Annotated in this window: 24 protein-coding genes; 12 read left to right on the forward strand and 12 right to left on the reverse strand. The window is 48.4% G+C overall.

Annotated elements, in window-relative coordinates; translation table 11 throughout:
- Nucleotides 1-84: 84 nt before the first annotated feature.
- Nucleotides 85-582, forward strand: a complete 498-nt coding sequence (locus G3I67_RS01685) for a hypothetical protein (RefSeq protein ID WP_163651220.1) — start codon at nucleotides 85-87, stop codon at nucleotides 580-582.
- 2 nt (nucleotides 583-584) lie between these two features.
- Entirely contained in the window at nucleotides 585-1,511 is a 927-nt protein-coding gene (gene puuE, locus G3I67_RS01690) for an allantoinase PuuE (RefSeq protein ID WP_203583505.1), read from the forward strand.
- Between the two features lie 3 nt (nucleotides 1,512-1,514).
- Here the strand turns inward: puuE and G3I67_RS01695 are convergent, their stop codons facing one another.
- The gene (locus G3I67_RS01695; protein ID WP_163651221.1) at nucleotides 1,515-2,540 is read right to left on the reverse strand and encodes a potassium channel family protein; all 1,026 of its coding nucleotides are present in this window, start codon (nucleotides 2,538-2,540) and stop codon (nucleotides 1,515-1,517) included.
- Nucleotides 2,541-2,673: 133 nt separating this feature from the next.
- Between G3I67_RS01695 and G3I67_RS01700 the strand changes: the two genes are divergently transcribed.
- From G3I67_RS01700 to G3I67_RS01710, 3 genes are all read left to right on the forward strand, one after another.
- A complete protein-coding gene (locus tag G3I67_RS01700; protein WP_163651222.1) occupies nucleotides 2,674-3,627 on the forward strand; it encodes an IS30 family transposase in 954 nt (317 codons plus the stop codon).
- A gap of 126 nt (nucleotides 3,628-3,753) precedes the next feature.
- Nucleotides 3,754-5,613, forward strand: coding sequence for a potassium transporter Kup (locus G3I67_RS01705; RefSeq protein ID WP_163651223.1), 1,860 nt, complete (start codon nucleotides 3,754-3,756; stop codon nucleotides 5,611-5,613).
- Between the two features lie 19 nt (nucleotides 5,614-5,632).
- On the forward strand, nucleotides 5,633-6,688 hold the full coding sequence (locus G3I67_RS01710; protein WP_163651224.1) for a threonine aldolase family protein: 1,056 nt from the start codon (nucleotides 5,633-5,635) through the stop codon (nucleotides 6,686-6,688).
- Here the strand turns inward: G3I67_RS01710 and purF are convergent.
- The 4 genes from purF to folC form a co-directional block, all read right to left on the reverse strand.
- Complete coding sequence (purF, locus tag G3I67_RS01715) at nucleotides 6,654-8,171, reverse strand: amidophosphoribosyltransferase (protein ID WP_163651225.1); 1,518 nt, start codon at nucleotides 8,169-8,171, stop codon at nucleotides 6,654-6,656. The two genes, G3I67_RS01710 and purF, sit on opposite strands and share 35 nt — an antisense overlap.
- Before the next feature lie 36 nt (nucleotides 8,172-8,207).
- The gene (locus tag G3I67_RS01720) at nucleotides 8,208-8,696 is read right to left on the reverse strand and encodes a CvpA family protein (RefSeq protein WP_163651226.1); all 489 of its coding nucleotides are present in this window, start codon (nucleotides 8,694-8,696) and stop codon (nucleotides 8,208-8,210) included.
- Nucleotides 8,693-9,502, reverse strand: coding sequence for an SPOR domain-containing protein (locus tag G3I67_RS01725; protein ID WP_163651227.1), 810 nt, complete (start codon nucleotides 9,500-9,502; stop codon nucleotides 8,693-8,695). The genes G3I67_RS01720 and G3I67_RS01725 overlap by 4 nt, the downstream gene beginning before the upstream one ends.
- Nucleotides 9,503-9,566: 64 nt before the next feature.
- Nucleotides 9,567-10,877 carry a bifunctional tetrahydrofolate synthase/dihydrofolate synthase gene (gene folC / locus G3I67_RS01730; protein WP_163651228.1) on the reverse strand — a complete coding sequence of 437 codons (1,311 nt, stop codon included), beginning with the start codon at nucleotides 10,875-10,877 and terminating at the stop codon, nucleotides 9,567-9,569.
- Nucleotides 10,878-11,003: 126 nt separating this feature from the next.
- Between folC and G3I67_RS01735 the strand changes: the two genes are divergently transcribed.
- From G3I67_RS01735 to G3I67_RS01750, 4 genes are read left to right on the forward strand one after another with little or no spacing between them, the layout of a single operon-like run.
- Nucleotides 11,004-11,387 (forward strand): cupin domain-containing protein, encoded by a 384-nt coding sequence (locus tag G3I67_RS01735; RefSeq protein WP_163651229.1) that lies wholly within the window; start codon nucleotides 11,004-11,006, stop codon nucleotides 11,385-11,387.
- Between the two features lie 19 nt (nucleotides 11,388-11,406).
- A complete protein-coding gene (locus G3I67_RS01740) occupies nucleotides 11,407-12,396 on the forward strand; it encodes a Bug family tripartite tricarboxylate transporter substrate binding protein (RefSeq protein WP_163651230.1) in 990 nt (329 codons plus the stop codon).
- 17 nt (nucleotides 12,397-12,413) lie between these two features.
- Nucleotides 12,414-13,247, forward strand: a complete 834-nt coding sequence (locus G3I67_RS01745; protein ID WP_163651231.1) for an NRDE family protein — start codon at nucleotides 12,414-12,416, stop codon at nucleotides 13,245-13,247.
- A 7-nt stretch (nucleotides 13,248-13,254) separates the two neighbouring features.
- Entirely contained in the window at nucleotides 13,255-13,710 is a 456-nt protein-coding gene (locus tag G3I67_RS01750) for a GatB/YqeY domain-containing protein (protein ID WP_163651232.1), read from the forward strand.
- A gap of 71 nt (nucleotides 13,711-13,781) precedes the next feature.
- Here G3I67_RS01750 and G3I67_RS01755 read toward each other — a convergent pair whose 3' ends face one another.
- A complete protein-coding gene (locus tag G3I67_RS01755; RefSeq protein ID WP_163651233.1) occupies nucleotides 13,782-14,219 on the reverse strand; it encodes a PaaI family thioesterase in 438 nt (145 codons plus the stop codon).
- Between the two features lie 58 nt (nucleotides 14,220-14,277).
- Complete coding sequence (locus tag G3I67_RS01760; RefSeq protein ID WP_163651234.1) at nucleotides 14,278-14,682, reverse strand: BPTD_2524 family lipoprotein; 405 nt, start codon at nucleotides 14,680-14,682, stop codon at nucleotides 14,278-14,280.
- Nucleotides 14,683-14,775: 93 nt separating this feature from the next.
- Here G3I67_RS01760 and G3I67_RS01765 point away from each other — a divergent pair, with 93 nt between their 5' ends.
- From G3I67_RS01765 to G3I67_RS01775, 3 genes are all read left to right on the forward strand, one after another.
- Nucleotides 14,776-15,156, forward strand: coding sequence for a DUF423 domain-containing protein (locus G3I67_RS01765; RefSeq protein ID WP_163651235.1), 381 nt, complete (start codon nucleotides 14,776-14,778; stop codon nucleotides 15,154-15,156).
- A 93-nt stretch (nucleotides 15,157-15,249) separates the two neighbouring features.
- Nucleotides 15,250-16,419: a thiolase family protein gene (locus tag G3I67_RS01770; protein WP_163651236.1), complete on the forward strand. Its 1,170-nt coding sequence runs from the start codon at nucleotides 15,250-15,252 to the stop codon at nucleotides 16,417-16,419.
- 2 nt (nucleotides 16,420-16,421) lie between these two features.
- Nucleotides 16,422-16,823: a Zn-ribbon domain-containing OB-fold protein gene (locus G3I67_RS01775; RefSeq protein WP_163651237.1), complete on the forward strand. Its 402-nt coding sequence runs from the start codon at nucleotides 16,422-16,424 to the stop codon at nucleotides 16,821-16,823.
- A gap of 78 nt (nucleotides 16,824-16,901) precedes the next feature.
- Here G3I67_RS01775 and G3I67_RS01780 read toward each other — a convergent pair whose 3' ends face one another.
- The 5 genes from G3I67_RS01780 to recG all read right to left on the reverse strand — a co-directional run bounded on the left by G3I67_RS01780 (nucleotide 16,902) and on the right by recG (nucleotide 23,096).
- On the reverse strand, nucleotides 16,902-18,188 hold the full coding sequence (locus G3I67_RS01780; protein WP_163651238.1) for a DUF945 family protein: 1,287 nt from the start codon (nucleotides 18,186-18,188) through the stop codon (nucleotides 16,902-16,904).
- Between the two features lie 81 nt (nucleotides 18,189-18,269).
- Nucleotides 18,270-19,103 (reverse strand): pyrroline-5-carboxylate reductase, encoded by an 834-nt coding sequence (gene proC / locus G3I67_RS01785; RefSeq protein ID WP_163651239.1) that lies wholly within the window; start codon nucleotides 19,101-19,103, stop codon nucleotides 18,270-18,272.
- 32 nt (nucleotides 19,104-19,135) lie between these two features.
- Nucleotides 19,136-19,996 carry a 4-hydroxybenzoate octaprenyltransferase gene (gene ubiA, locus G3I67_RS01790; RefSeq protein WP_311197034.1) on the reverse strand — a complete coding sequence of 287 codons (861 nt, stop codon included), beginning with the start codon at nucleotides 19,994-19,996 and terminating at the stop codon, nucleotides 19,136-19,138.
- Nucleotides 19,997-20,046: 50 nt separating this feature from the next.
- Nucleotides 20,047-20,988, reverse strand: coding sequence for a LysR substrate-binding domain-containing protein (locus G3I67_RS01795; protein WP_163651240.1), 942 nt, complete (start codon nucleotides 20,986-20,988; stop codon nucleotides 20,047-20,049).
- 17 nt (nucleotides 20,989-21,005) lie between these two features.
- Entirely contained in the window at nucleotides 21,006-23,096 is a 2,091-nt protein-coding gene (recG, locus tag G3I67_RS01800) for an ATP-dependent DNA helicase RecG (RefSeq protein ID WP_163651241.1), read from the reverse strand.
- Nucleotides 23,097-23,120: the final 24 nt, after the last annotated feature.

Below are 23,120 nucleotides of genomic sequence, written 5' to 3' on the forward strand. Positions count from 1 at the left end.
ATAGCTTGAAACAGGATTATTTTTTTAAAATACCGATATCTGATGTCCGATCGGACATCAGCATCGCTATGGGTGGTTTATCAAATGAATCGTAAATTTTGTTGTTCGCTGTTATCGGTCAGCGTATTAGCACTCGCCGGTTGTGCGACCGGTCAGAATTACAAGCCAAACGTATATCGTGGCGGTCAGGTTAATCAACAGCAATCTGCCAAAACTATTCAAATCATCGCCTTATCGCCTGTCCAGGTCGAAGTGGATAACACTAAAGGCCAGCAGGCGGCCATGATTGGTGGAGCCGTACTTGGCGCGGTAATTGGTGGTGTTCTGGGTAACCAATCTCGAAACACCGGCGCCGGTATAGCCCTTGGCGGCTTAGCGGGCGGTGCAGGCGGCTCGCTGGTTTCCAATACGGTTATGGTTGAGGGCGTATCGATTACCTATCAGGATGGAACTCACACGATGAATTCGGTCCAAGTTGGCAGATTGTGCGAATATAAACAAGGTGCGGCAGTCATGATTTCATCAGCACCCGGAGAAACTCGTATACAACCTAATAATGAAGTTCCTTGTCCCAAGGAGTAAGAATGACAATCAGCCAGGAAAACCCGCGCGATCTGATTGGCTATAACGGTCACCCCCCTCATCCGCATTGGCCTGGCCAGGCACGCATCGCTTTGCAGTTTGTGCTCAATTATGAAGAAGGTGCGGAAAGCAATGTGATGGATGGCGATCCTGGTTCGGAACGATTTCTTTCCGAGATTGTCGGTGCCGAGAGTTTTCCGGCGCGCCACATGAGCATGGAATCCATTTATGAATATGGGTCGCGTGCAGGAGTTTGGCGAATACTGAACGAATTCAATAAAAGAAAGTTGCCACTGACCATTTTCGGGGTAGCGCAAGCTCTACAAAGACATCCTGAACTCGCTTCATCACTAGTTGAAAGCGGGCATGAAATCGCGTGTCACGGTTTAAGGTGGCTTCATTATCAAAATATTGATGAAGCGACGGAACGCGAGCACATGCGCTTGGCCACTCAACAAATCAGGGAGCTGACGGGTGGACTTTGGCCATTGGGTTGGTATACCGGTCGTGACAGCCCGAATACGCGCAGGCTCGTCGTAGAAAACGGCGGTTACGAATATGACAGCGATTATTACGGTGATGACCTGCCCTTTTGGACCTCGGTCAAAAAGTCGGATGGAACGAGTGAAAAACAATTGATCGTTCCTTACACCCTCGACTGCAACGATATGCGGTTCGCCACGCCACAAGGGTTCAATACCTCACAGCATTTCTTCGAATATCTCAGGGATAGTTTCGACTCTCTGTATGCTGAGGGTGAACATCAACCCAAGATGATGTCGATTGGCATGCATTGTCGACTGCTTGGACGGCCGGGAAGAATCGTTGCATTACAGAAATTTTTAAATCACGTCTGTTCGCACGACAAGGTGTGGATCTGTCGGCGTATCGATATCGCGCGCCATTGGAAGAAGCATTTCCCTGCCTGATGATCAGCTTAGCTGATCGATCAGGTTTTGCCTGCCTTCCGTATTGGCCATTGCAATCAGTATGGACCCCTGTTCAATAATCCAACTGGATGACGGATTGAAAATCAATTGTCCGTTTTGTCTCCTGACGCCCATCAAAATGTAATTTTCATGACGCTGGGCGATATTCCCCAATGACTCGCCAGTCCGTGAGCTTGGTATTTCAATTTCCTCTACTCTAAAAGATGCTTCATCACGCAGCATTTCTTCAATGAAGGATACGACATGAGGCCTAACCATCGCCGATGCGATACGCATTCCTCCGGTAAAGTCAGGCGAAACGATTGAGTCTGCGCCAGCCTTTTTCATTTTCTCGATATTTTTAACATCATGACAGCGGGCAACGATACGCAGGTCCGGACGTAATTGCCTGGCGGTGATAATGATCATCATATTCAAGGCATCTTCACCGGAAACTGCGAATAAGCCCACTGCATGATCTATACCGGCATGTTTGAGGCAATCATCGTCGGTCGCGTCTCCAAGCACATATAAAAAACCGGGATTTTTATCTTTCAGGTTTTGTATAGCCTGAGGATTCGGATCAATAGAAACAAAAGGTCGCTTGGTTATTGAGAGCTCTTGCGCGACGTTTTCACCGACACGACCGAGTCCACACAGAATGTAATGGTTTTTCAGTTTTTTTACGGCCTGATCCATGCGCTTCCTTTGCAAGGTTTCATTTATATCGGATTCAAGAAAAAGGACCGTCATGATCGAAAACATCATCGACAAAGTGCCGGCCCCGAAAATGCCTAATAACACGGTCAAGGCTCTTGCCGCCGGATTATTGGACATATCGAATACTTCACTGAATCCAATAGTGGAAACAGTGATGAAAGTCATGTAAAAACTATCGAACCAGTGGTGCTGCCCATGGGTTAATACTTGATAGGCCAGTGTGCCAAAGATATGCACCGTGAATAAGCCGAAGAGGACGATATAAAGAAGCCCTCTAAGATGACTGGTGTCGTTTTTGCTGGAAAGCATCTGATTCTTTTTGTTTTGACTAGATATAAGTGTTGGCGGTTTCAAGTACGAAGTGCAACTTTGATTAATTAGGTGGGTGGCTGAGAATGTTCTAGCATCTCAGATTTCTCGACCGCCAAGTCAAAGTTACCTTATGAGCTATAAACATCTCAGCCAAATAGAACGTTATCAGATTTCCGTACTTATGAAAGCAGGACAGAACCTCCAAGCGATTGCCCGGATACTGGGTCGACATAAGTCGACAATCAGCCGGGAGGTTTTGCGTAATTCTGGTTTGCGAGGCTATCGCCCTCGACAAGCGAATTTGCTTAGTCAGGAAAGAGCCCAATCGAGCCGTAACGCCTTTCAAATTGATCAAACGACAAGAGATAAGGTCGTCGAGCGCCTCAAGCTGCAGTGGAGTCCTGAACAGATTGCTGCTTTCTTGCCTGTCAGCCACGAAACCATCTACCGACATGTCTACGCGGACAAGGCTCAGGGCGGTACGCTGTGGAAACACCTTCGCTGCCAGAAGAAACGGCGTAAGCGCTACGCTGGAGGACAGGACCGTCGTGGCCAAATCATTGGTAGGCGCCCCATTGCCCAACGTCCTGTTTCTGTTGAAACTCGCAGTCAAGTCGGGCACTGGGAAGGCGATACCATCATTGGTGCAGGCCACAAACAAGCTATCGTGACGCTGGTTGAGCGCAAAAGTGGGTTTGCCATTCTGGCCCATGTGACTCGCAAAACGTCCGGCTTGGTCAGTCAAGCGATCATTGCGGGTCTCGCGCCTCTGGCGAATTGCGTCAAGACATTGACTTACGACAACGGAAAAGAGTTTGCTGATCATGCTGTTGTGGATAAGGCGTTGAACTCGACGGCTTACTTTGCAGATCCGTTTGCTAGTTGGCAACGCGGTTCGAACGAAAACTTTAATGGTTTGCTGCGCCAATACATTCCTAAAAAACGCCCCTTATCGACTGTGACCTCGGATGAACTTAAAATGATTCAAGATCGTATTAACCACCGACCACGAAAACGATTAGGTTTTAAAACTCCGTACCAAGTGTTTCACCAGTCTTTAGACCGTGTTGCACTTCGTACTTGAAACCGCCGTTTCTTTTGTTTTACAACAAATCCTGTAACTCAAAAAACTTGGCAGTAAGGAGTGATTTCCTTCTACACTCCAAGGTTAATACAATAAAAGATTGAAAAGTTAAGGTAGTTTCACCAGATGAAATCCAGACAGCCGCTTCCCACCTTAACAATTGCCGCGATTGGCGTTGTATTTGGCGATATTGGAACGAGTCCGCTTTACGCGCTAAAAGAAATTTTCAATGGCCATCATCCACTCGTGGTCAATGAAGCAAACATTCTAGGGCTTTTATCGATGGTCTTCTGGGCCATCATGGTTCTGGTATCGATCAAATATGTTGCCATCATCATGCGTGCGGACAACCGCGGCGAAGGCGGATCGCTGGCATTGCTGGCACTGATTACAGAAAAGGCCGAGCATTCCGGACTCAAGTGGATCGTGACGATGCTTGGGATTTTTGCCGCCGCGCTTTTCTTCGGCGATAGCATGATTACGCCTGCAATTTCGGTGTTATCCGCTGTTGAGGGTCTCGAAATCATTGCTCCGAGCCTCAAGCAATTCATTATCCCGATAACCGTTGGCGTGTTGACGGGACTGTTTATTATTCAAAAGCGTGGCACAGGCCTAGTCGGTTTGTTCTTTGGACCGATCATGATGCTCTGGTTTGGAGTGCTCGGAATTCTAGGTCTGATTCAAATATTCCAGAACCCTAATGTTCTGGTCGGGTTGAACCCGCTTTATGCCTACCATTTCATTCTGAATCATCCGAAATTGGCCTTTCTTGCGCTTTCCGCTGTTGTTCTTGCGGTCACAGGCGGCGAGGCCCTTTACACAGACATGGGGCACTTCGGACGATTACCCATCAGGCTTGCATGGTTCGGTTTTGTGATGCCCGCACTTGTCTTGAATTACTTCGGTCAGGGAGCCCTGCTTCTTGTTGATCCTGAGGCAATTCAGAATCCGTTCTATCTGCTTGCACCCGACTGGGCGCTTATCCCCATGGTGATTTTGGCAACGATAGCAACAGTGATTGCTTCACAAGCAGTTATTTCCGGCGCGTTTTCAGTCGCCCGTCAAGCAGTTCAAATGGGGTTACTCCCCCGCATGGTTATCGTTCACACATCTGGTAAAGAAGAGGGACAGATTTTTGTACCTTTTACCAATTGGACGCTTTATCTAGCCGTCGTTGCACTTGTGATCGGCTTTCAATCTTCATCGAATCTTGCTGCTGCCTATGGTATCGCTGTCACCGGCACAATGCTCATCGATACAGTACTTGTATCCTTTGTGATGGTACTGATCTGGCAATGGAGTAAGTTGCTGACTGCGATGATCGTCATTCCTTTATTGATGATTGATATCGCTTTTTTCTCAGCAAACGCTTTGAAAATACCTGACGGTGGTTGGTTTCCGCTTGCGATTGGATTTATTTCATTTACGGTTTTGACAACCTGGTTACGGGGTCGAAAACTGGTTGCTGAAGAAATGGCTAAAAACGTCATCCCCATGGATGTATTTATCGGCGCAATCGATGATGTTCATCGCGTTTCCGGTACGGCCGTATTCATGACCGCGTCGAAAGACGGCGTTCCCTCAGCCCTGCTCCATAACCTGAAACATAATCAGATTTTGCATGAACGCGTTGTGTTGATGACAATCAAGACAACCGACACCCCGACGGTGCAGAACAAGGACAGAGTATCCATAGAGGACATGGGTAAAGGCTTTATTCGAATTATTGTCCGTTATGGATTCATGGAAAATCCGGATATCCCCAAAGCACTTCAGCTCTGCGAGGATCATGGACAAACTTTCGAGATGATGTCCACAACTTTTTATCTTTCGCGAGAGACTATTGTGCTTGCGCCTAAGCGGCTATATGCGATGTGGCGCGCATTTCTGTTCAAGTTCATGTCTAAAAACGCGACGAGTGCAACCAGTTATTTCAAAATCCCTCCCAACAGGGTTGTGGAACTTGGCACACAGTTGCTGATTTAACAACCTGAGTTTCGAAAAAATGAATCAAGTTGAAATTGAATTTAGAAGCGATAACTGCGGTCGTGCCGCCCCTGAGCTTATTGACGCGCTCGGTCGTGCCAATTCCGGCACAGCTTTAGGCTATGGTGGTGATGAACTGACTCGGTCTCTTTCAGACAGGTTCAGCTCGCTTTTTGAAACATCAGTAAGAGTCTTCCCTATTCCCACAGGTACAGGCGCGAATGCTCTTGCTCTTGCGAGTGCGACGAATGGTTTCGACGCGGTCTACTGTAGCCCTGAAGCGCATATCCACACTTCGGAATGCAATTCGGCAGGCTTTTTTGGCCAAGGGTTGAAAGTAACCACGGTTGAAGGTCAGTACGGCAAAGTAGTCCCGAATGCGCTTCAAAATGCCATTGAGCAAGCCGGTCGTGGACTTGCGCATAAGAGTCAACCAAGCGCTCTCAATCTTGTTCAGGCAACAGATATGGGAGCTGTCTACTCCGTGCCTGAGGTCCAGGCGCTCGGGTTGATAGCAAAGCAGAACGACATGGTTGTTCACATGGACGGAGCCCGCTTTGCCAATGCTTTGGCCACACTGGGTTGCACACCTGCTGAACTGACTTGGCGTGCCGGTGTGGATATTCTTTCTTTCGGTGTGACAAAAAATGGTGGTTTATTGACCGATGCAATCGTTGTCTTTAATGATAACGTCGCAAATCAGATTGGATTTCATTTGCGCCGTGCAGGCATGATTTGGTCGAAGATGAGATTCGCATCCGCGCAAATTCACGCATATGTCGAAAACGATCTATGGTTAAGACTCGCCCGGCAATCCAATACAAGTGCGACTTTAATAGCAAATGCATTGGAAAAGATTCAGGATGTAACGGTCGTTGCCCCGGTGCAGGCTAATGAGATTTTCGTCGAAACACGATCTGATGTTCTCGATCGACTAGCCGAATCGAACGTGAAATTCTATCGGCGCAGTCCAACGCGGGCTCGGTTCGTATGTCGATGGGATACAACGGATGAAGAATGCAACGCGTTGATTCAGAGAATTACGCGTTGTCTTCAGCCGCATAGCCCATGTTGAACAATAGGCCGTTTGCCCCGTCCTGAGCCGATTGACGGTTTTGTCCCAGTTTCTGAAGGTATTCCGGCGTGATGTCGCCGGTCACATATTCACCGGTGAAACAAGAGGTATCGAACTTTTTCAAAGCAGGATTCAAATCACTGACTGAGCGTGTCATTGCATCGATATCTTGATAAATAAGCGCATCCGCTCCAATAATGCGCGCGATTTCATCCTCATTGCGACCATTCGCAATCAATTCCTTTTGCGTTGGCATGTCAATGCCATACACGTTCTGATAGCGAACCGGTGGTGCTGCTGATGCCATAAACACTTTGTTGGCACCCGCTGCGCGCGCCATATCTACAATCTCCCGACTTGTTGTTCCGCGCACGATGGAGTCATCAACCAAAAGTACATTTTTGCCTTTGAATTCCATACCAATGGCATTGAGTTTTTGTCGGACAGATTTTTTACGCACGGCTTGTCCCGGCATAATGAACGTGCGGCCAACGTAACGATTTTTAATCAACCCCTCACGGTAGTTCAAGTTCAATCGGTCAGCGAGTTGCATCGCAGCCGGTCGTGAAGAGTCCGGTATCGGCATCACTACATCGATATCACCAAGCCTTAAGCTGCGGGCAAGTTTATCGGCAAGATACTCTCCCATCTTTAAGCGGGATCCGTAAACCGAAACACCATCAAGAACCGAGTCAGGACGAGCAAAATAGACATATTCGAATATACAAGGCGCATGCACTGCACCAGTCGCACACATCTCGCTTGATACCTTACCATCTAGGGAAATGAACACAGCCTCCCCGGGAAGAATGTCACGTTCGAATACAAACCCTGAGCCTTCAAGGGCAACGGATTCGGACGCAACCATCCATTCGGTGCCTTGAGGTGAATCGTAACGTCCCAGACATAGTGGACGAATCCCATGCGGATCTCGGAACGCAAGCATGCCGTAGCCGGATATTTGGGCCACGACGGCATAGGCACCTTTAACACGTTGATGAAGCGCTTTCACAGCCTTGAATATCGCAGTCTCATCCAGCGATACGCCATGGGCAGCGCGTTGCAACTCGTGAGCAAGAACATTGAGCAACACTTCCGAATCGGAGTTTGTGTTGATATGTCTTTGATCGTTTTTGAATAAAGACTCGCGCAGTTCCTGCCAGTTTGTCAGATTGCCATTATGAGCAAACGTGATGCCGAAGGGTGCGTTGACATAAAAAGGCTGCGCTTCCTCGACGCTTTCGCTTGAACCTGCGGTCGGGTAGCGTACCTGCCCTATCCCGCTTGTGCCGGGAAGAGATCTCATGTTGCGGGTACGAAAAACATCTTTCACAAGGCCATGAGCCTTGTACATATTGAAATGATTTCCGTTGGAGGTTGCAATCCCCGCGGCATCCTGACCACGGTGTTGTAACAACAGCAGGCTGTCATACAACAGTTGATTGACAGGGCCGCGACCGATTACTCCGACAATTCCACACATGAAAAATCCTGATTGCAGTTAAACCGCAGGCAAAAATTAATAAGGCAGCCAATCGTTCACAGGTGCCGGCACGCGAAGTTTGATCAGTTGGATCAACCCGACAACCGGCTTGGAAAACATCGCCTGATTCCACCACGCCTCTTGAGGTAGAGGTGTATATCCTGCAAGAACAACAAGCACTAAAACAAATAAGAATCCCCTGACCAGACCGAACAAGGCGCCTAACCCATGGTCAGCCGGAGTTAATCCTGTTTTACTGATCAATGCCGAAAGCATCATGTTAAACAAACCGATGGTCATCAGCACCAAAACGAACACACTAATATAAGCAACCGCCATTTTGATGAATGGCTGATCAATCCAACGTGCAAGCCATTCAGATGCCATGGGCCCCCACCAGATTGCGGCAAGAAAAGCGCATGCATATGCAACCAGTGAAAGCACTTCCTTCAACAATCCCCTGACGAGTCCTAGCACTGCCGAAACAGTGATGATTGCAATCAGAACGAAATCAAAACCTGTCACTGCTGGATGTACGCACCGGGATAACCAAGCGTACGAAGTCGTGTTTGATTAGCCGCAGCGGATTCGCGTGAGGTAAATGGTCCAACGCGAACCCGGTAGTAAGTTTTGCCGTTCACATTAACCGGTCCATCCACATACGCGTTGGATATGCCGGAAGATGACAGTTTTCCTTTAAGAGCTTGCGCATCTGAAGACGATTCCAGCGATGACACTTGAACAACAAAGTTCCCCTTTGTTGGAGCTTTGGGGCTAGCTGTTGTCGTTCCAGGAGGCGGGACCGACTCTGCAGTCGAGCGCGACTCAAGAAGTGCGCTCGCCTTTACGCCATCGTCAGATCTGGTTGTTGGCTTTTTGGCTGCCGGCTTGGGCTCGGTCTTCACTTCAGGCTTAGCTTCAGGTTTAGCCTTGACTTCGGGCTTAGCGACAGGAGCAACGGGCGCGGGCGCAGGGGCTGCAGGCTGTTGGGCGACAGAGGCGCTAGGTGTTTCAGGAGCTTTTATTGCCGTCGCAGCTTCAGTCTGGCTAGTTGTTGACTGGATGGCCGGTTCGGATAAATTGGGTTGAAATGCCCCGTTGCGATCAGGCACGCGTATTGCAATATTGTTTGAAACAGGCACCTGCTCGGAGTCAAGCAACATCGGCAAAACCACAATCGCCGTTAGTATCAAAACTACAGATCCAGCTAGGCGGCGACGAGCCCGAACACGCAGCTCGGCCGCCTGGGCCTCACTTGACACGGATGGACGCGGCCTGCCGACTACCGGCTTGCGTAGTGTTGAACTATCCTTTCTGGAAAACAGGCCCATTTATGATGATTTCCCGACTGGATAAACGAATAATTCCGGATGAAAAATGATGATGTTTTGCATCTTAAACAGTTCGATTAAGTGACTCTAAAGCACCTGCCACGGTTAAGAACGAGCCGAACACTATGATTCTATCATCCGGGTTGCTCAATTCTGTCGCCGCCCCTAAGGCTGCCTTGACAGATTCATAATCGGTTACTGCCGAATCAGTCCGATCCACATCGGGACTTTCCATCAGGATTTGATTCACTCGATCCGCAAGTTCGGCTCCCGACAGTCCACGCGCACCGGGCAGTGATGCGCAAAACCATCTATCGATTCTCTTGGCCATGTGACGCACCACCGATTCGACATCTTTATCTGACAGCATTCCAAAAACAGCATACGTGTAAGGATGGAATCCCATATTGCCAAGGTTTTTCTCTAATACCGCCGCCGCATGTGGGTTGTGAGCGACATCAAGAATAATCGTCGGCTGTCCTGGCAATATCTGGAACCGCCCCGGAAGTGACGCATTCAATAATCCCTGCCTGACAGCTTGCTGTGGTATCGATAGCTTATCTCTTGTCGATTCCAGTGCAGCTAGTGCAGCCGACGCATTCAACAATTGATTCGCACCTCTAAGGGCCGGATAGGCCAGTGCATTGCGGCGTTGATGGCGCCCTGCGAAAGCCCATTGCTGACGATCGCCCGAGTAATTGAAGTCCCGACCAAACAGCCACAAATCTGCACCGATCTTATTGGCGTAAGCTACAAGGGATTCGGGTGGAATGGGATCACTACAAATCGCGGGACGATCAGGTCTGAAAATGTGGGCTTTTTCTAAACCAATCTGTTCGCGCGTATCTCCCAGCCAGTCTGTATGATCGATGTCCACACTGGTAATGATGGAACAATCGGCGTCTACAATATTGACCGCATCCAGCCGTCCTCCCAAACCGACTTCAAGCACCATGGCATCAAGCTTGCTTTGGGCGAACAGACGCAAAATCGCCAAGGTGGTGAACTCGAAATACGTAAGGGAAACACTCTCCCGGGCTTTTTCAACGGCTTCGAAGTGTTCGATGAAAACTTCATCCGCAACGATTTCTCCATTGATTCTGGCTCGTTCGTTGAAATGAATCATGTGGGGGGATATATACATCCCTACCCGATAACCCGATGCGAGCAAAATCGACTCCAGCATTGCGCAAGTGGAGCCCTTGCCGTTTGTACCGCCTACGACATATTTGATTGCATCGCAGTCCAGGGCCAATCGTGCAGCGACGATTTTCACACGATCAAGACCCATATCGATCACGCTGGGGTGCAAAGCCTCCAGATATGTCAGCCAAGTCTCGAGAGTCGAGCCATGGGATGGGGGCGTAGCGATCATGAGCGTATTGGATAATCGAAAGGTTGGACAATTTGGATTTTAACAGCCCCTTTCGATAGCGCCATTTGCTTGCGCACTCCTCATCATCCTGCTAAAACCCCAAAATATTTGAGGATAAACAAACATATGAATCATCCAAGCTGGTTAATTAAAGAAGCTCAAATTCCCGGATATCATCCCGCAAATCATACCGGTACCCTCAATCGCCGACTCATCAGTCGCGAAACTGTTGGCGCACAGCATGTCGAAGTTTTGCTGGGGGTCATCGAAAAGGGCAAAGGCGCCCTTCCCCATGCTCATCCCGGGATAGAACAAGTTTGTTATTTGCTTAGTGGTACGGCTCGTGCGCAAGTCAATGATGAAGTGGCAGATATGGTTGCAGGCGACTGTTGTTATTTCCCGCCGGATGTTCCGCATGTATTTACCGTAACTAGCGATGAGCCGGTTCGAGTATTGATCATTTATTCCCCACCTTACGAAGAGTCGCCAGAGCGCGTTATTCGTTTCTAATCGAGGACCATAATCAAACATGAAAAACTTTACTCGCTTGATCAAATCGGGACTGAATTGTTTCCTTATCGCTTTTGCGGGGGCTTGTTCAGTAACTGCGCAGGCACAATCTTCAAGCTATCCATCAAAACCGATCAGCCTCATCGTACCCTTTCCAGCCGGTTCGGGTACTGATGCAGTCGGTCGTATTTTTGCCACCGAATTGAGCAAGATACTTGGGCAGCAAGTTGTCATCGAAAACAAACCCGGAGGCAATGCAACCATCGCGGCCGCCTATGTCGCACGTGCCCAACCCGATGGATACACATTATTTGTCACAACCAACACATCTCATTCGGCAGCACCTTGGTTGATGAAAAATGTTTCATATGATCCGGTGAAAGATTTCACGCCAATTGCGCGCGGCGGCAATCTACCTTTTATATTGGTCATTAATCCAAAATTGCCGTTCAATTCAGTACAAGAGCTCGTTGCCTACGCGAAGAAAAATCCCGGTAAGTTGAACTACGCATCCGGAAACAGTACGGGGATTGTCGGGGGTGCGACATTTGCGTCCAGAGCCGGAATCGACATTGTGCATGTACCTTATAAAGGTACGCCACAAGCCATGACGGATCTTGTTGGTGGTCAAGTAGACATGATGTTTACCGATGTTGCTTCTGGAATGCCATTCGTCAAATCCGGTCAAGTGCGCGCTATTGCCGTTTCCACCGCCAAGCGTAGCGAATTACTTCCGGAGTTGCCTTCCATGGCTGAAGCAGGCGTAAAAGACTTTGATTTGATTTCATGGAATGGTTATTTCGGACCGGCCGGGTTACCTCCCGATGTCGTCAGCAAGGTGAATGCGGCAATCAATCAAATTGTGAACGATCCGGAGACAAAGAAAAAACTATCGGTTCTGGGTTTTGATGCGTTTAGCGGTACGCCACAACAGTTCGCCGGCTTTGTGCAAGAGCAATTGCAGTTATGGAAAAGGCTGATTCAAGATGCAGGAATTAAGCCGGAATAATTTGGTCGAGTTGAACAATGTGTCTTGCTGTCATCGCTGTCAATGTTTTACCGAAGTGGCCATTGATCATTGTGGCCAATCGCGATGAGTTTCACGAACGTCCGACAGCGTCGCTGGCGCCTTGGCCTGATAAGGGCAATCGCATACTCGGCGCAAGAGACTTGCGTGCATCAGGCACTTGGTTGGGTGTAAATCTCAAAGGCCATATCGGATTGCTCACTAATTACAGGGAACCCGGAAAAAACGATCCGAATGCCCTTTCACGGGGCAATCTGATCGAGCACTATTTATCCGAATCGGTTCAGGCGCACCAATACATTCAGGATACTCAAACCGGGTTTCATGAATACAATGGTTTCAATCTTGTTCTAAGCGATGACAGGAATGTATGCTTCACATCAAATCGCTCATCGCTCAAAGGTGCCAGTTCTTTGTCTGATCCACTCGCGCCTGGAGTATATGGTCTTTCCAATGCGTCTCTTGACACGCCCTGGCCTAAATTGGTGCGGACGCGAGACGCAGTCAGAAACCACATCATGTCGCATAACGAACCTGCATCGAATGTACTTTTCGAGATATTTTCCGATCGTAGGCAAGCTGGCGAAACAGATATGCCAAAGACAGGCTTATCTCCCGACAGGGAACGGCTTTTGAGTAGCCCCTTTATTGTCGACCCGCTGTATGGCACGCGAAGCACTTCGATTATTTTTAAACATCGTTACGGCAAGATATACTTTTTTGAACGAAGTTTCGATCCGCTGGGAAACATATCGGACGATCAGAGTTGGCTTTTCAATCCTGAATTCGGCTCCTTTCAGTACAATTCGACAGGTCAAATAACAAACGATTAAGGCTGATATGTCAGATCTCAAAACCAGAATTTCGGATTCCGTAAAGGACGCCATGCGTGCAAAGGCCACTGACCGTCTCGGTACGCTCAGATTTTTGCAAGCTGCAATCAAACAAAAGGAAGTCGATGAAAGGCGCGAACTGACGGATGCGGATGTCACTTCCATCATTGAAAAACAAGTCAAACAGCGTCGCGAATCAATAGCCGCTTTTGAACAAGCCGGCCGAACCGAAACCGCAGCTCAGGAAACCGCTGAACTCGCAGTGTTGAAGGAGTTTCTACCTCAAGCTGCAACGGATGCAGAGATATCCGCGGCTATTGATGCCGCGATGGCAGAAGTTTCTGCGCAAGGTGTTACAGGGGCTCCTGCCATGGGCAAAATCATGGCAATTCTTAAGCAAAATTTGGCTGGTAAAGCAGACATGTCCTCTTTATCAGCCAAAGTTAAGGCAAAACTAAACTAAGTAAATCCAAGCACTTAAAAGAAAAGAAGAAGTGCTTGGTGAATCGCACCCTTGAATCGCACCCTTAACCCTTAGATAGCGTCCCTTATTGCCGGGGGGTCGATTTTCATGATTTTGAAAGAAGCTGAGGCTTTGGCGATTAGTTTTCCGCTCGGATCTCTCGCTTCTCCCTCACAAAAAGCAATGGATTTGCCCCGGCGCAAGCAACGCGCCTCAACGATCAAATCAGTGACGGCAGGCTCAAAACAACTCGTGGTCATATCAATCGTCGCCAAACCAAATCCGGTCGGATCGATCGACCTGGCTGCAGCGCTTAATGTGAAATCAAGAACACTCATGATCGCTCCACCATGAATATGACCGCGACTGTTGCGAAGATCATGACGCATTTTCATGCGGGTGACTGCAGTGTCGTTTTCACAGGAAATCGGCTCAACGCCCAACAATTCCAAGTACGGTATTTTGAATCCGAAATAGCTTTGATGTGAATCTGTTGCAAAAACATTCATAACGATAAATAGGTCTTCAGCTTGTTTAGATAAGTTTGATTGTTTCGACCAATGGTATTCAATCCTTGGACGGCATGTAGCTTGTACAGGTGGGCACGCCAAATTCGACCGCTTCTTTCATCGCTTTCACGGCAGCGCCATTCCAGATACTCATCCCGTTCACAGCTACTTTCACCTCGGTGCTGTCACGATCAATGGCTCGAGCAGACAATTCCGCCATTTTGGTTGAACCCAGCAAGCCGGTGACATACACCAGCACTGTTCGGTCGGTATCGTTGATCTGTGAAACGATAGGATATTGCGTTTCACTTCTCCAGCAATAATTGGCCTGCTCCTTGGCACGCTCGAACACATCCTTGTAGTTCACTTTCGCTATGAATGTCACGGAGGGTGAATTCGAACCTACACCACTGCATCCTGCGAGCATTCCAATCAAAAAGAAAACGCAAATTTTACGAAGCATCAGCGGCTCCAAAGTGTTAAAAAACGCTCTGAAGATGAATGTAATCTTCATCGCATAATATGACCGAGATATTAACTTTTTTCAGGATAGTGCATGAATCAGCCGATTAAGGACCAGATTTGGCGAGTGATTGGAGGCATCTTGGGTTTCACTGCTGTTCTGATCGGAGCTGTTGGCGCTCACGCAATGAGTGATGCTCAGGCTGCGGCATCCGTTGAACGCGCGTCGCTATATCAGTTAATTCATGCCTCTGTCCTTCTGTTTTCAACGCTGCTAACTGGAAAATTGGCATCTTTAGCCCGATACAGCCTATTTTTAGGTATTGCACTGTTTAGCGGATCCATTTACACAAAATATTTTTTCGGAATCGTTCAGGCAACCAAAATGGCGCCGACAGGCGGAGCTTTGCTGATGTGTGCTTGGCTTTTACTTGCACTATCAGGATGTTTCGCAATGATGAACACCAAAAAGTAAACGAATCTTAAAATCGAAATTGGGGACTAATCTTACAATCATGTAAGATTTGCCGGTTTTTCAATTATTTTTAACCTTTAATCGAAATTTCAAATGACCATACGAGACAAAGCTTATATCGTCGGTGCATACGAACATCCCACTCGTAAAGCTCCAGACAAGTCAGTTGCGCAGATTCATGCAGAATCCGCGAAAGGAGCACTTGAAGACGCGGGACTGTCGCACAGTGATATCGACGGCTATTTCTGTGCTGGCGATGCGCCTGGACTAGGCATGCTGAGCATGACCGATTACATGGGATTAACCAACCTCAGGCACGTTGATTCCACGGAAACCGGCGGTTCATCCTATTTGATCCACGTTGCGCATGCTGCCGAGGCCATTGCTGCCGGAAAATGCAGCATTGCTTTGATCACATTGGCTGGACGTCCACGTTCAGCAGGCTCATCCGGTCTGCAGCCCCGAAATTGGGGCACTGATTTGCCCGATGCCCCTTTCGAGTCACCTTTTGGCTCTGTCACCGTCAACAGCTATGCGATGGTAGCTGCACGACATATGTATGAATACGGCACAACACCGGAACAATTGGCCTGGGTCAAGGTAGCCGCCTCTCACCACGCTCAACATAACCCCCACGCCATGTTGAGGGATGTAGTTACGGTTGAGGACGTGTTGAATTCACCCATGGTTTCGACACCGCTTAAGCGTCTGGATTGCTGCGTCGTCAGTGATGGTGGTGGTGCGCTAATCGTGGCTCATCCTGATATCGCTAAGAAACTCAAGCGTCCCCTGGTCAAGATTCGCGGAGCGGGCGAATCGGTCAAGGGTCAGCTCGGCGGCAAAGTAGACCTAACCTATTCGGGCGCCCGCAAATCGGGTGCAATCGCTTTTGCCGAAGCCGGACTGACACCACGCGATATCAAGTACGCATCGATTTACGATAGCTTCACCATCACGGTCATCATGCAACTTGAAGATCTTGGTTTCTGCGCCAAGGGCGAAGGCGGTAAATTTGTTGCGGACGGCAATCTCATTTCTGGCGTAGGCAAATTGCCTTTCAATACCGACGGCGGTGGATTGTGTAACAACCACCCTGCCAATCGTGGCGGGATCACGAAAGTGATTGAAGCCGTACGTCAACTTCGTGGCGAAGCGCATCCTGCCGTCCAAGTCAAGAACTGCGACATCGCATTGGCTCACGGTACGGGCGGCTTTCTCGGATCGCGCCACGGTAGTGCTACCCTGATTCTTGAGCGAGAATAAACATGACTATGATGTATCAACCCAATCCTTATCCCGCCCCGGTAATCGAACAAGGTTCGCAACCATTCTGGGAAGCCGCGAAAGAAGGTAAATTCCTGATCAAGTACTGTAAGTCATGCAACCAGCCACACTGGTATCCACGTACGCTATGCCCTTTCTGCTTTGGTGAAACAGACTGGAAAGAAGCATCAGGCAAAGGCGAAATCTATACGCTGAGCGTCATGCAGCGCGGCAATCCAAATCCGTACTGCATTGCCTATGTCAAACTTGATGAAGGCGTGACTATGATGACCCAAATCGTGGACTGTGATCTGGAGTCACTCAAGATTGGCATGAAGGTCAAGCTCGTCTTCAAGCCCACTGAGGGCGACGGGCCACCTGTCCCAATGTTTACGCCGATCTGATCAGATCGCAAACGCAAGAAAAAGGCCGGGTTTCCGGCCTTTTTTCTTTTGACGCACCCGTGACGGATGCGTGCTTATTTACTTGTATAGCAATTCATTTACCGTTTCGTTCAACATCGACACCGAATCGGTAACGTCCTGAGACTTGCCGTTGATGACAAGTTTATTGCCTGAAAATTCGAACGAAGCCTTCAGGCCCTCTTTCGTATCTTTTGCTATGCCCATCATGACTACCATGGCCTTCTGCGATTGATCGAGCAACTTTCCATTGCCCAAAATCTGGCCTGAAGCACGAACCGATTTAGAGAAGTCGAAAGCATTCTGATTGGAGTCTGATTTCAGGACATCAAGTTGAACGCTCCCGTCAATACTACCCTTTCCGTATTCGGCATAAATTTTAGGGATTGAAATTTTGAAGCCTTTTCCGATCATCGTAGCCAAAGCCTTTTTCGCACGTTGCTTATCGTCGTCAGTCCAGCTTTGAATACGATCGGACGCGCTATCCAGAATATCAGTCAATTGTTCGACGCTTGTAGCATCAAGGTCGGTCATTGAAAAATCCATGACAACATTCGAAATTTTTTCGCTAGCGGCCGAAATAGAGTCCAGTTTCTGATTGATCGTGAAATCCAGTCGATCACCGCGCTCGGTACTTAGTGTTTTGAACTTATACCCGGTGAAAGTGAAATCCTTCGAACTGGCTTTATTTACCGAGAATTCAGCCATGCCCAATCCGCGTTGACGATTTTGAATGTCTGTCATGAATTGGATGCCTTCAACATCATATGAATATCCATCAGTGACAAGAGATATACGATCTGTTTTCCAATCAAAATTCAGTGACTTTTCCTTCCAGGAGATATGGCCATTTGAAGGCGTGATCAAAAGTTTGTCACTGCCTTGGTTCATCACAAGTTCAGGCATTTTGAGTGAAGAAAGCGCTTTACCGCCATATCCAAGCTTACCCTTACCATTCAGATTGATTTCTTTACTAAATAGGCGATCGATTTCTTTTCCGGCTTCACCAGTTGGTTTAGCCATCCATTCGAAACGCATGACCGATTCAGGCAGAAGTAAATTATTGACCTGATAATTAAAGGCAACGGCGAAAAACTGCTTACCGGTATCTGCGTCCACCGGAATGTCATTGAATCGAATCTCGAACTGACCCTTTGACGAGAAAAGACTTTGTTCGTGCTTGTGGTCAACGATTCGAATCGACGCGTTCGGATTCAATTGTTTGGAAATCAACGTCTCGATTCTTTGACTGGTGGTTCGCCCAATATAGATGCTGCTGCCTAGCCACACACAGACGGCAATAGCGATCAGTGCACCTAGACTGATCGCGAAGTTCTTGAGTTTCATAGAGTTAGAAATCCGAATGTTTTTAAAAAAGATAAGTATATAAATAAAGCTTAATTACCGTAGTGTAATTGAATCCTGTGCCTAAACGCCAAACTCGGTTGAGAGTTCGGAAGCTCTTTTAGCCGCGGCGGACATCGCCTGGTGAATGATATGCGTCAAATTCTGTTGGGTGAATACATCGAGCGCGGCAGCTGTCGTTCCACCTTTGGATGTCACGCGCTCACGCAAAACGGATGGAGGTTCAGGGGACTTGGTTGCAAGCAATGTGGCACCCGACAAGGTGGCCAAAGCGAGTGTGCGCGACTGCTCGGCGGTCAAACCTAGAGCCATCGCACCAGAAATCAAGGATTCGATAAACAAAAATACGTAAGCCGGGCCACTTCCGGATAGCGCAGTGACCGCATCGATTGCATGGTCGTTTTCAACCCAGACGACCTCGCCTACTGCACTTAGCAGATTAGTGGCTGTTTGTTTTTCAGATTCGCTCACTTCATCCGATGCAGCCATTCCGGTCACACCTGCGGCAACCAGTGCAGGCGTGTTTGGCATGCAACGAACAATGTGCTTGTAAGGCTCAGTATCCGATCCAAGCCACTTAGAAAGCGAGTCAATAGAAATACCTGCAGCGATGCTGATGACAAGAGTATTTTGTCCCAGATATGGTTTGGTCGATAAAACAACTTCACGCATTTGTTGAGGTTTTACGGCATATATCCAGACGTCCGATTCGGCAAGAGAGGCATCAGGCAGCGAGCACGCGCGTACACCCCTGCCCTGCCACTGTTTGCGTAACTCCTCGGATACTTCAATGACTTGAAGAGATTGCTGGGGACAATTCTGTTTTAACCATCCGGTGATCAAGGCATTCGCCATATTGCCACCACCGATCACTGTTATTTTTGGAAAAGTATTCATTTTGTGTGCAAATTTGAAAATTAAATGATGTGTTAACGACTAAGTGTTGTCTCAACAAAAATTCCGATGAAAATAGTCATGCCGATCCAAGTATTGTGCAGAAAAGCTCTAAAACAAGCTTGTCTATCGCGATCCCTGATCCAATAAAGATGAACGCATGCGATCACTGCAGCCACCAGCAAACTTATATTGAATGGCGCACCATAGCCGAGCGAACGACCGGCGATCCAAAGCAGAAGCAAAGTGAGCAAATAAAATACACCAACCCATACGGTATCGTAGCGTCCAAATGTAATCGCAGAAGTTTTCAGGCCAAGACGAATATCGTCATCGCGATCCACCATGGCGTACTCAGTGTCATACGCAATTGACCAGCAAATGTTGGCGATAAGCATGCACCACCCTGCAAAGGGAATTTCACCTGAAATCGCGGCAAATCCCATAGGAATCCCGAAACCAAATGCAATGCCGAGATAAGCTTGCGGAATGGCAAAGAACCGCTTCATCAGCGGATACGTGACGGCCAGTACGGCTGCAATGCAGGCAAGAAACCATGTCAGACCATTAAGCGAGGTTATCAGGCCCAAACTCAGTAAACCAAGAAATGCCGCGACGTATAGTGCTTCATGTGGCTGTATTTTTCCTGAGGTCAGTACACGTTCCTTTGTTCGTTTGACGTGCAAATCAACATCTCGATCAAAATAGTCGTTCATCGCACAACCCGCTGAACGCATAAACACGGTACCCAAAATAAAAATAACCAGATAACGAGTTTCAGGCCATCCATTGGATGCAGCGAAGAGCGCCCAAAGCGTTGGCCACAGAAGTAACAATATGCCGATAGGTTTATCTAACCTCACAAGTTTGGCGTACAAATTCAGGCGGTCGATAATCAGGTTCAAAATTGACAAGTCCAGATAAATTTAAAGCGAGATGACCTAAATCAATCACCAAAAGGCGTCTCGAGCATGGTGACTCCTTCGAGACCGCATGCATAAATAGCCGATGTTAAGGCTTGAATCGCGGCCATTCTAGTAAAACTCTTTCGCCAGGCTAATACCACTCTTCTTTGCGGAACAGGTTTCGAAAATGGTAGATACGTAAGTAATTTACTTTGTCTGTCGATTGATTGAACGGCCGACTTCGGCATGACCGTAATCCCGATTCCGGCTGCAACCATATGACGAATGGTTTCAAGCGACGATCCTTCGAATGTTCTTTGAATTCCCTCGCTAGCTGCTGCAAATCGCGACAACTCGGGACATACCTCAAGTACCTGATCTCTAAAGCAGTGGCCGGCGCCAAGCAACAACATGTTTTCTTGCTTCAAGTCATTCGAAGGAATAGTTTGCCGCTTGGTCCATGGATGCGTGGACGGTACAACTACGACGAAATCCTCGTCGTAAAGTGGTTGCGTAACCAACCCTGAATCCTGAAACGGTAGCGCCATGATGGCGCAGTCGATTTCCCCTTGCTTGAGCAGCTCCACCAGACGATGTGTGAAGTTTTCCTGGAGGATCAATGGCATTTGAGGCGTACGTTCGATTTGCATTGGAACAAGTCGCGGCAACAAATAGGGTCCGATCGTATAAATGACGCCCACTCTCAACGCCCCGGCAAGCGGGTCATGTCCGAGACGCGCAATTTCTTTAAGGCTTGCGCTCTCTTCCAGGACCTTTTGAGCCTGGGACACAAGTTGAAGGCCAATATTAGTCACACCGACTTCTGTACCGCCACGTTCGAAGATGGTCACGCCCAGCTCATCCTCAAGCTTTTTGATCGCAACCGATAAGGTAGGCTGACTAACGAAACAGGCCTCGGCCGCACGTCCGAAATGACGCTCGCGTGCAACCGCAACAATGTATTTAAGTTCAGTAAGTGTCATGTTTGGTCACCAACGATTCAACTACGAAGAAAATCTTCTTTGCCTCTCATCCACCTATTCAGGTGCTTTTCGGCGATGTCCGGATGTTTTTGTCTCAGCATGACAGCCATTTCCCTTGCTGCCTGAACCAGACCGCCATCTTCCGCCAAATCGGCAAATCGTAACAACGCCACGCCGGATTGCCGGGATCCTAGTAATTCTCCCGGACCACGAAGGTCAAGATCGCGCTGGGCGATTTCAAAGCCGTCTTGCGTTTCATACATTGCGCGCAAACGCTGCCTTGCAATTAAGGACAAGGGCGTTTGATATAACAGCACGCACACTGAGGTAGCATGTCCTCTGCCGACTCGGCCACGTAATTGGTGTAACTGGGCAAGACCGAATCTCTCTGCATGTTCAATCACCATCAGAGAAGCATTCGGAACATCCACTCCGACCTCGATCACTGTCGTCGCAACCAGTACATGAGTGATGCCATTACGAAAATCCTGCATGGTTGTTGCTTTGTCCGCATTGGACATTCGACCATGCACAAGACCAACGTTCAAGTTCGGCAATGCCATGGACAGAGCTTGATGAGTATCCACTGCGGTTTGAAGCTCAAGCGCTTCACTTTCTTCTATCAGCGGGCAAACCCAATAGATTTGATTTCCTTGTGCAGCCGCATTGGCGACATGTGCAATCACTTCATCTCGCCTTGAATCGGCGATCAGTTTTGTCGTGACAGGAGTTCGCCCAGGAGGAAGGCCGATAATGGACGATACTTCCAGATCCGCGTAAAACGTCATGGCGAGTGTGCGCGGTATAGGGGTCGCGCTCATTGTCAGCTGATGAGGAACGAGATCCTGATCTTTGGCGGCTTCGAACTGAGAGCTTACAGTGTCGCCTGTCTCTCCTTTACGCGAGAGTGACAGGCGTTGTCCAACGCCAAAGCGATGCTGTTCATCAACAATGATCAAACCTAGCTCTTTAAAATGCACCGTATCCTGAATGAGGGCTTGTGTACCGATCACGAAACGTGCCGTGCCATCTTCGATTGCCTGTGCCGCCAGCTTTCGGCTTTTGGAAGTCATGCTGCCGGTTAACCAAAATACCTTGACGCCTAATGGCTCACACCAGGATTTGATTTTTTCGTAATGCTGTTGCGCAAGGATTTCCGTAGGCGCCATCATGGCGACCTGCACACCAGCTTCAATCGCTTGCAGTGCAGTCAAGGCTGCGACAATAGTTTTTCCGCTGCCGACATCGCCCTGGAGCAAGCGGTACATCGGAAATGATCTTGTCAGATCGTTCGATATTTCATTGATGACACGGACTTGAGAATCGGTCAGTTTAAAAGGCAAAGCCGCAATAAGACGCTCACATAGGCTTAGAGAACCGGGCGCTTTTGCTAAAGGGCGGCTACGTTTCTGCCTTCGCGACTCTCTTGCCGCCGCAAGCGAAAGTTGCTGGGCAAGTAATTCGTCGAATTTAATGCGCAACCAGGCCGGGTGATGATGTTCAATCAGGGATTGGGCATCCTCGTTGGGCGAGGGAGCATGCAATATCCTGATAGCATCTTCAAACGGCATCAAGCCGAGTTTTTTCAGAATAACTGACGGTAATGTATCGGTAACGTCACCGTGAATCAGCGCAGAGGAAATAGCCTTGCGCAAAGCGGTTTGAGGCAATCCATCCGTAGTTGAATATACGGGGGTCAGCGCAGCCGGTAGCGGAGAGCTTGGGGCTGAAATTTTCGGATGGATGATTTCCAGCCCGTGAAAACCTGCTCTGACCTCACCACGTATTCTCCATTTCCGACCGGCTTGCATTTGTTGCTGTTGACTCGGATAGAAAGTCATCCACCGAAGTGAGATGGATCCACTTTCATCCTGAACAGTCGCTGACAATTGTCGCCTGGGTTGATACCTGACCTGTGAGTCGATAACGACCGCTTCAATTTGAGCACGCTGCCCCGCGTGTATATTTTCAATGCGTTGAATCTCTGTTTCGTCTTCATAACGAATTGGAAGATGCAAAATGAAATCTTGCGGGGTCAACAAACCGAGACGATGAAATTTAGCCTCGGTTGCTGATAAGGTCTTGGCTGTTGAGGATGCAGTGGTCATGAAATTTTGATTCATCGCCACGAA

This window comes from Sheuella amnicola (assembly GCF_010499255.1).
GTDB classification, from domain to species: Bacteria; Pseudomonadota; Gammaproteobacteria; order Burkholderiales; family Burkholderiaceae_B; genus Zwartia; species Zwartia amnicola.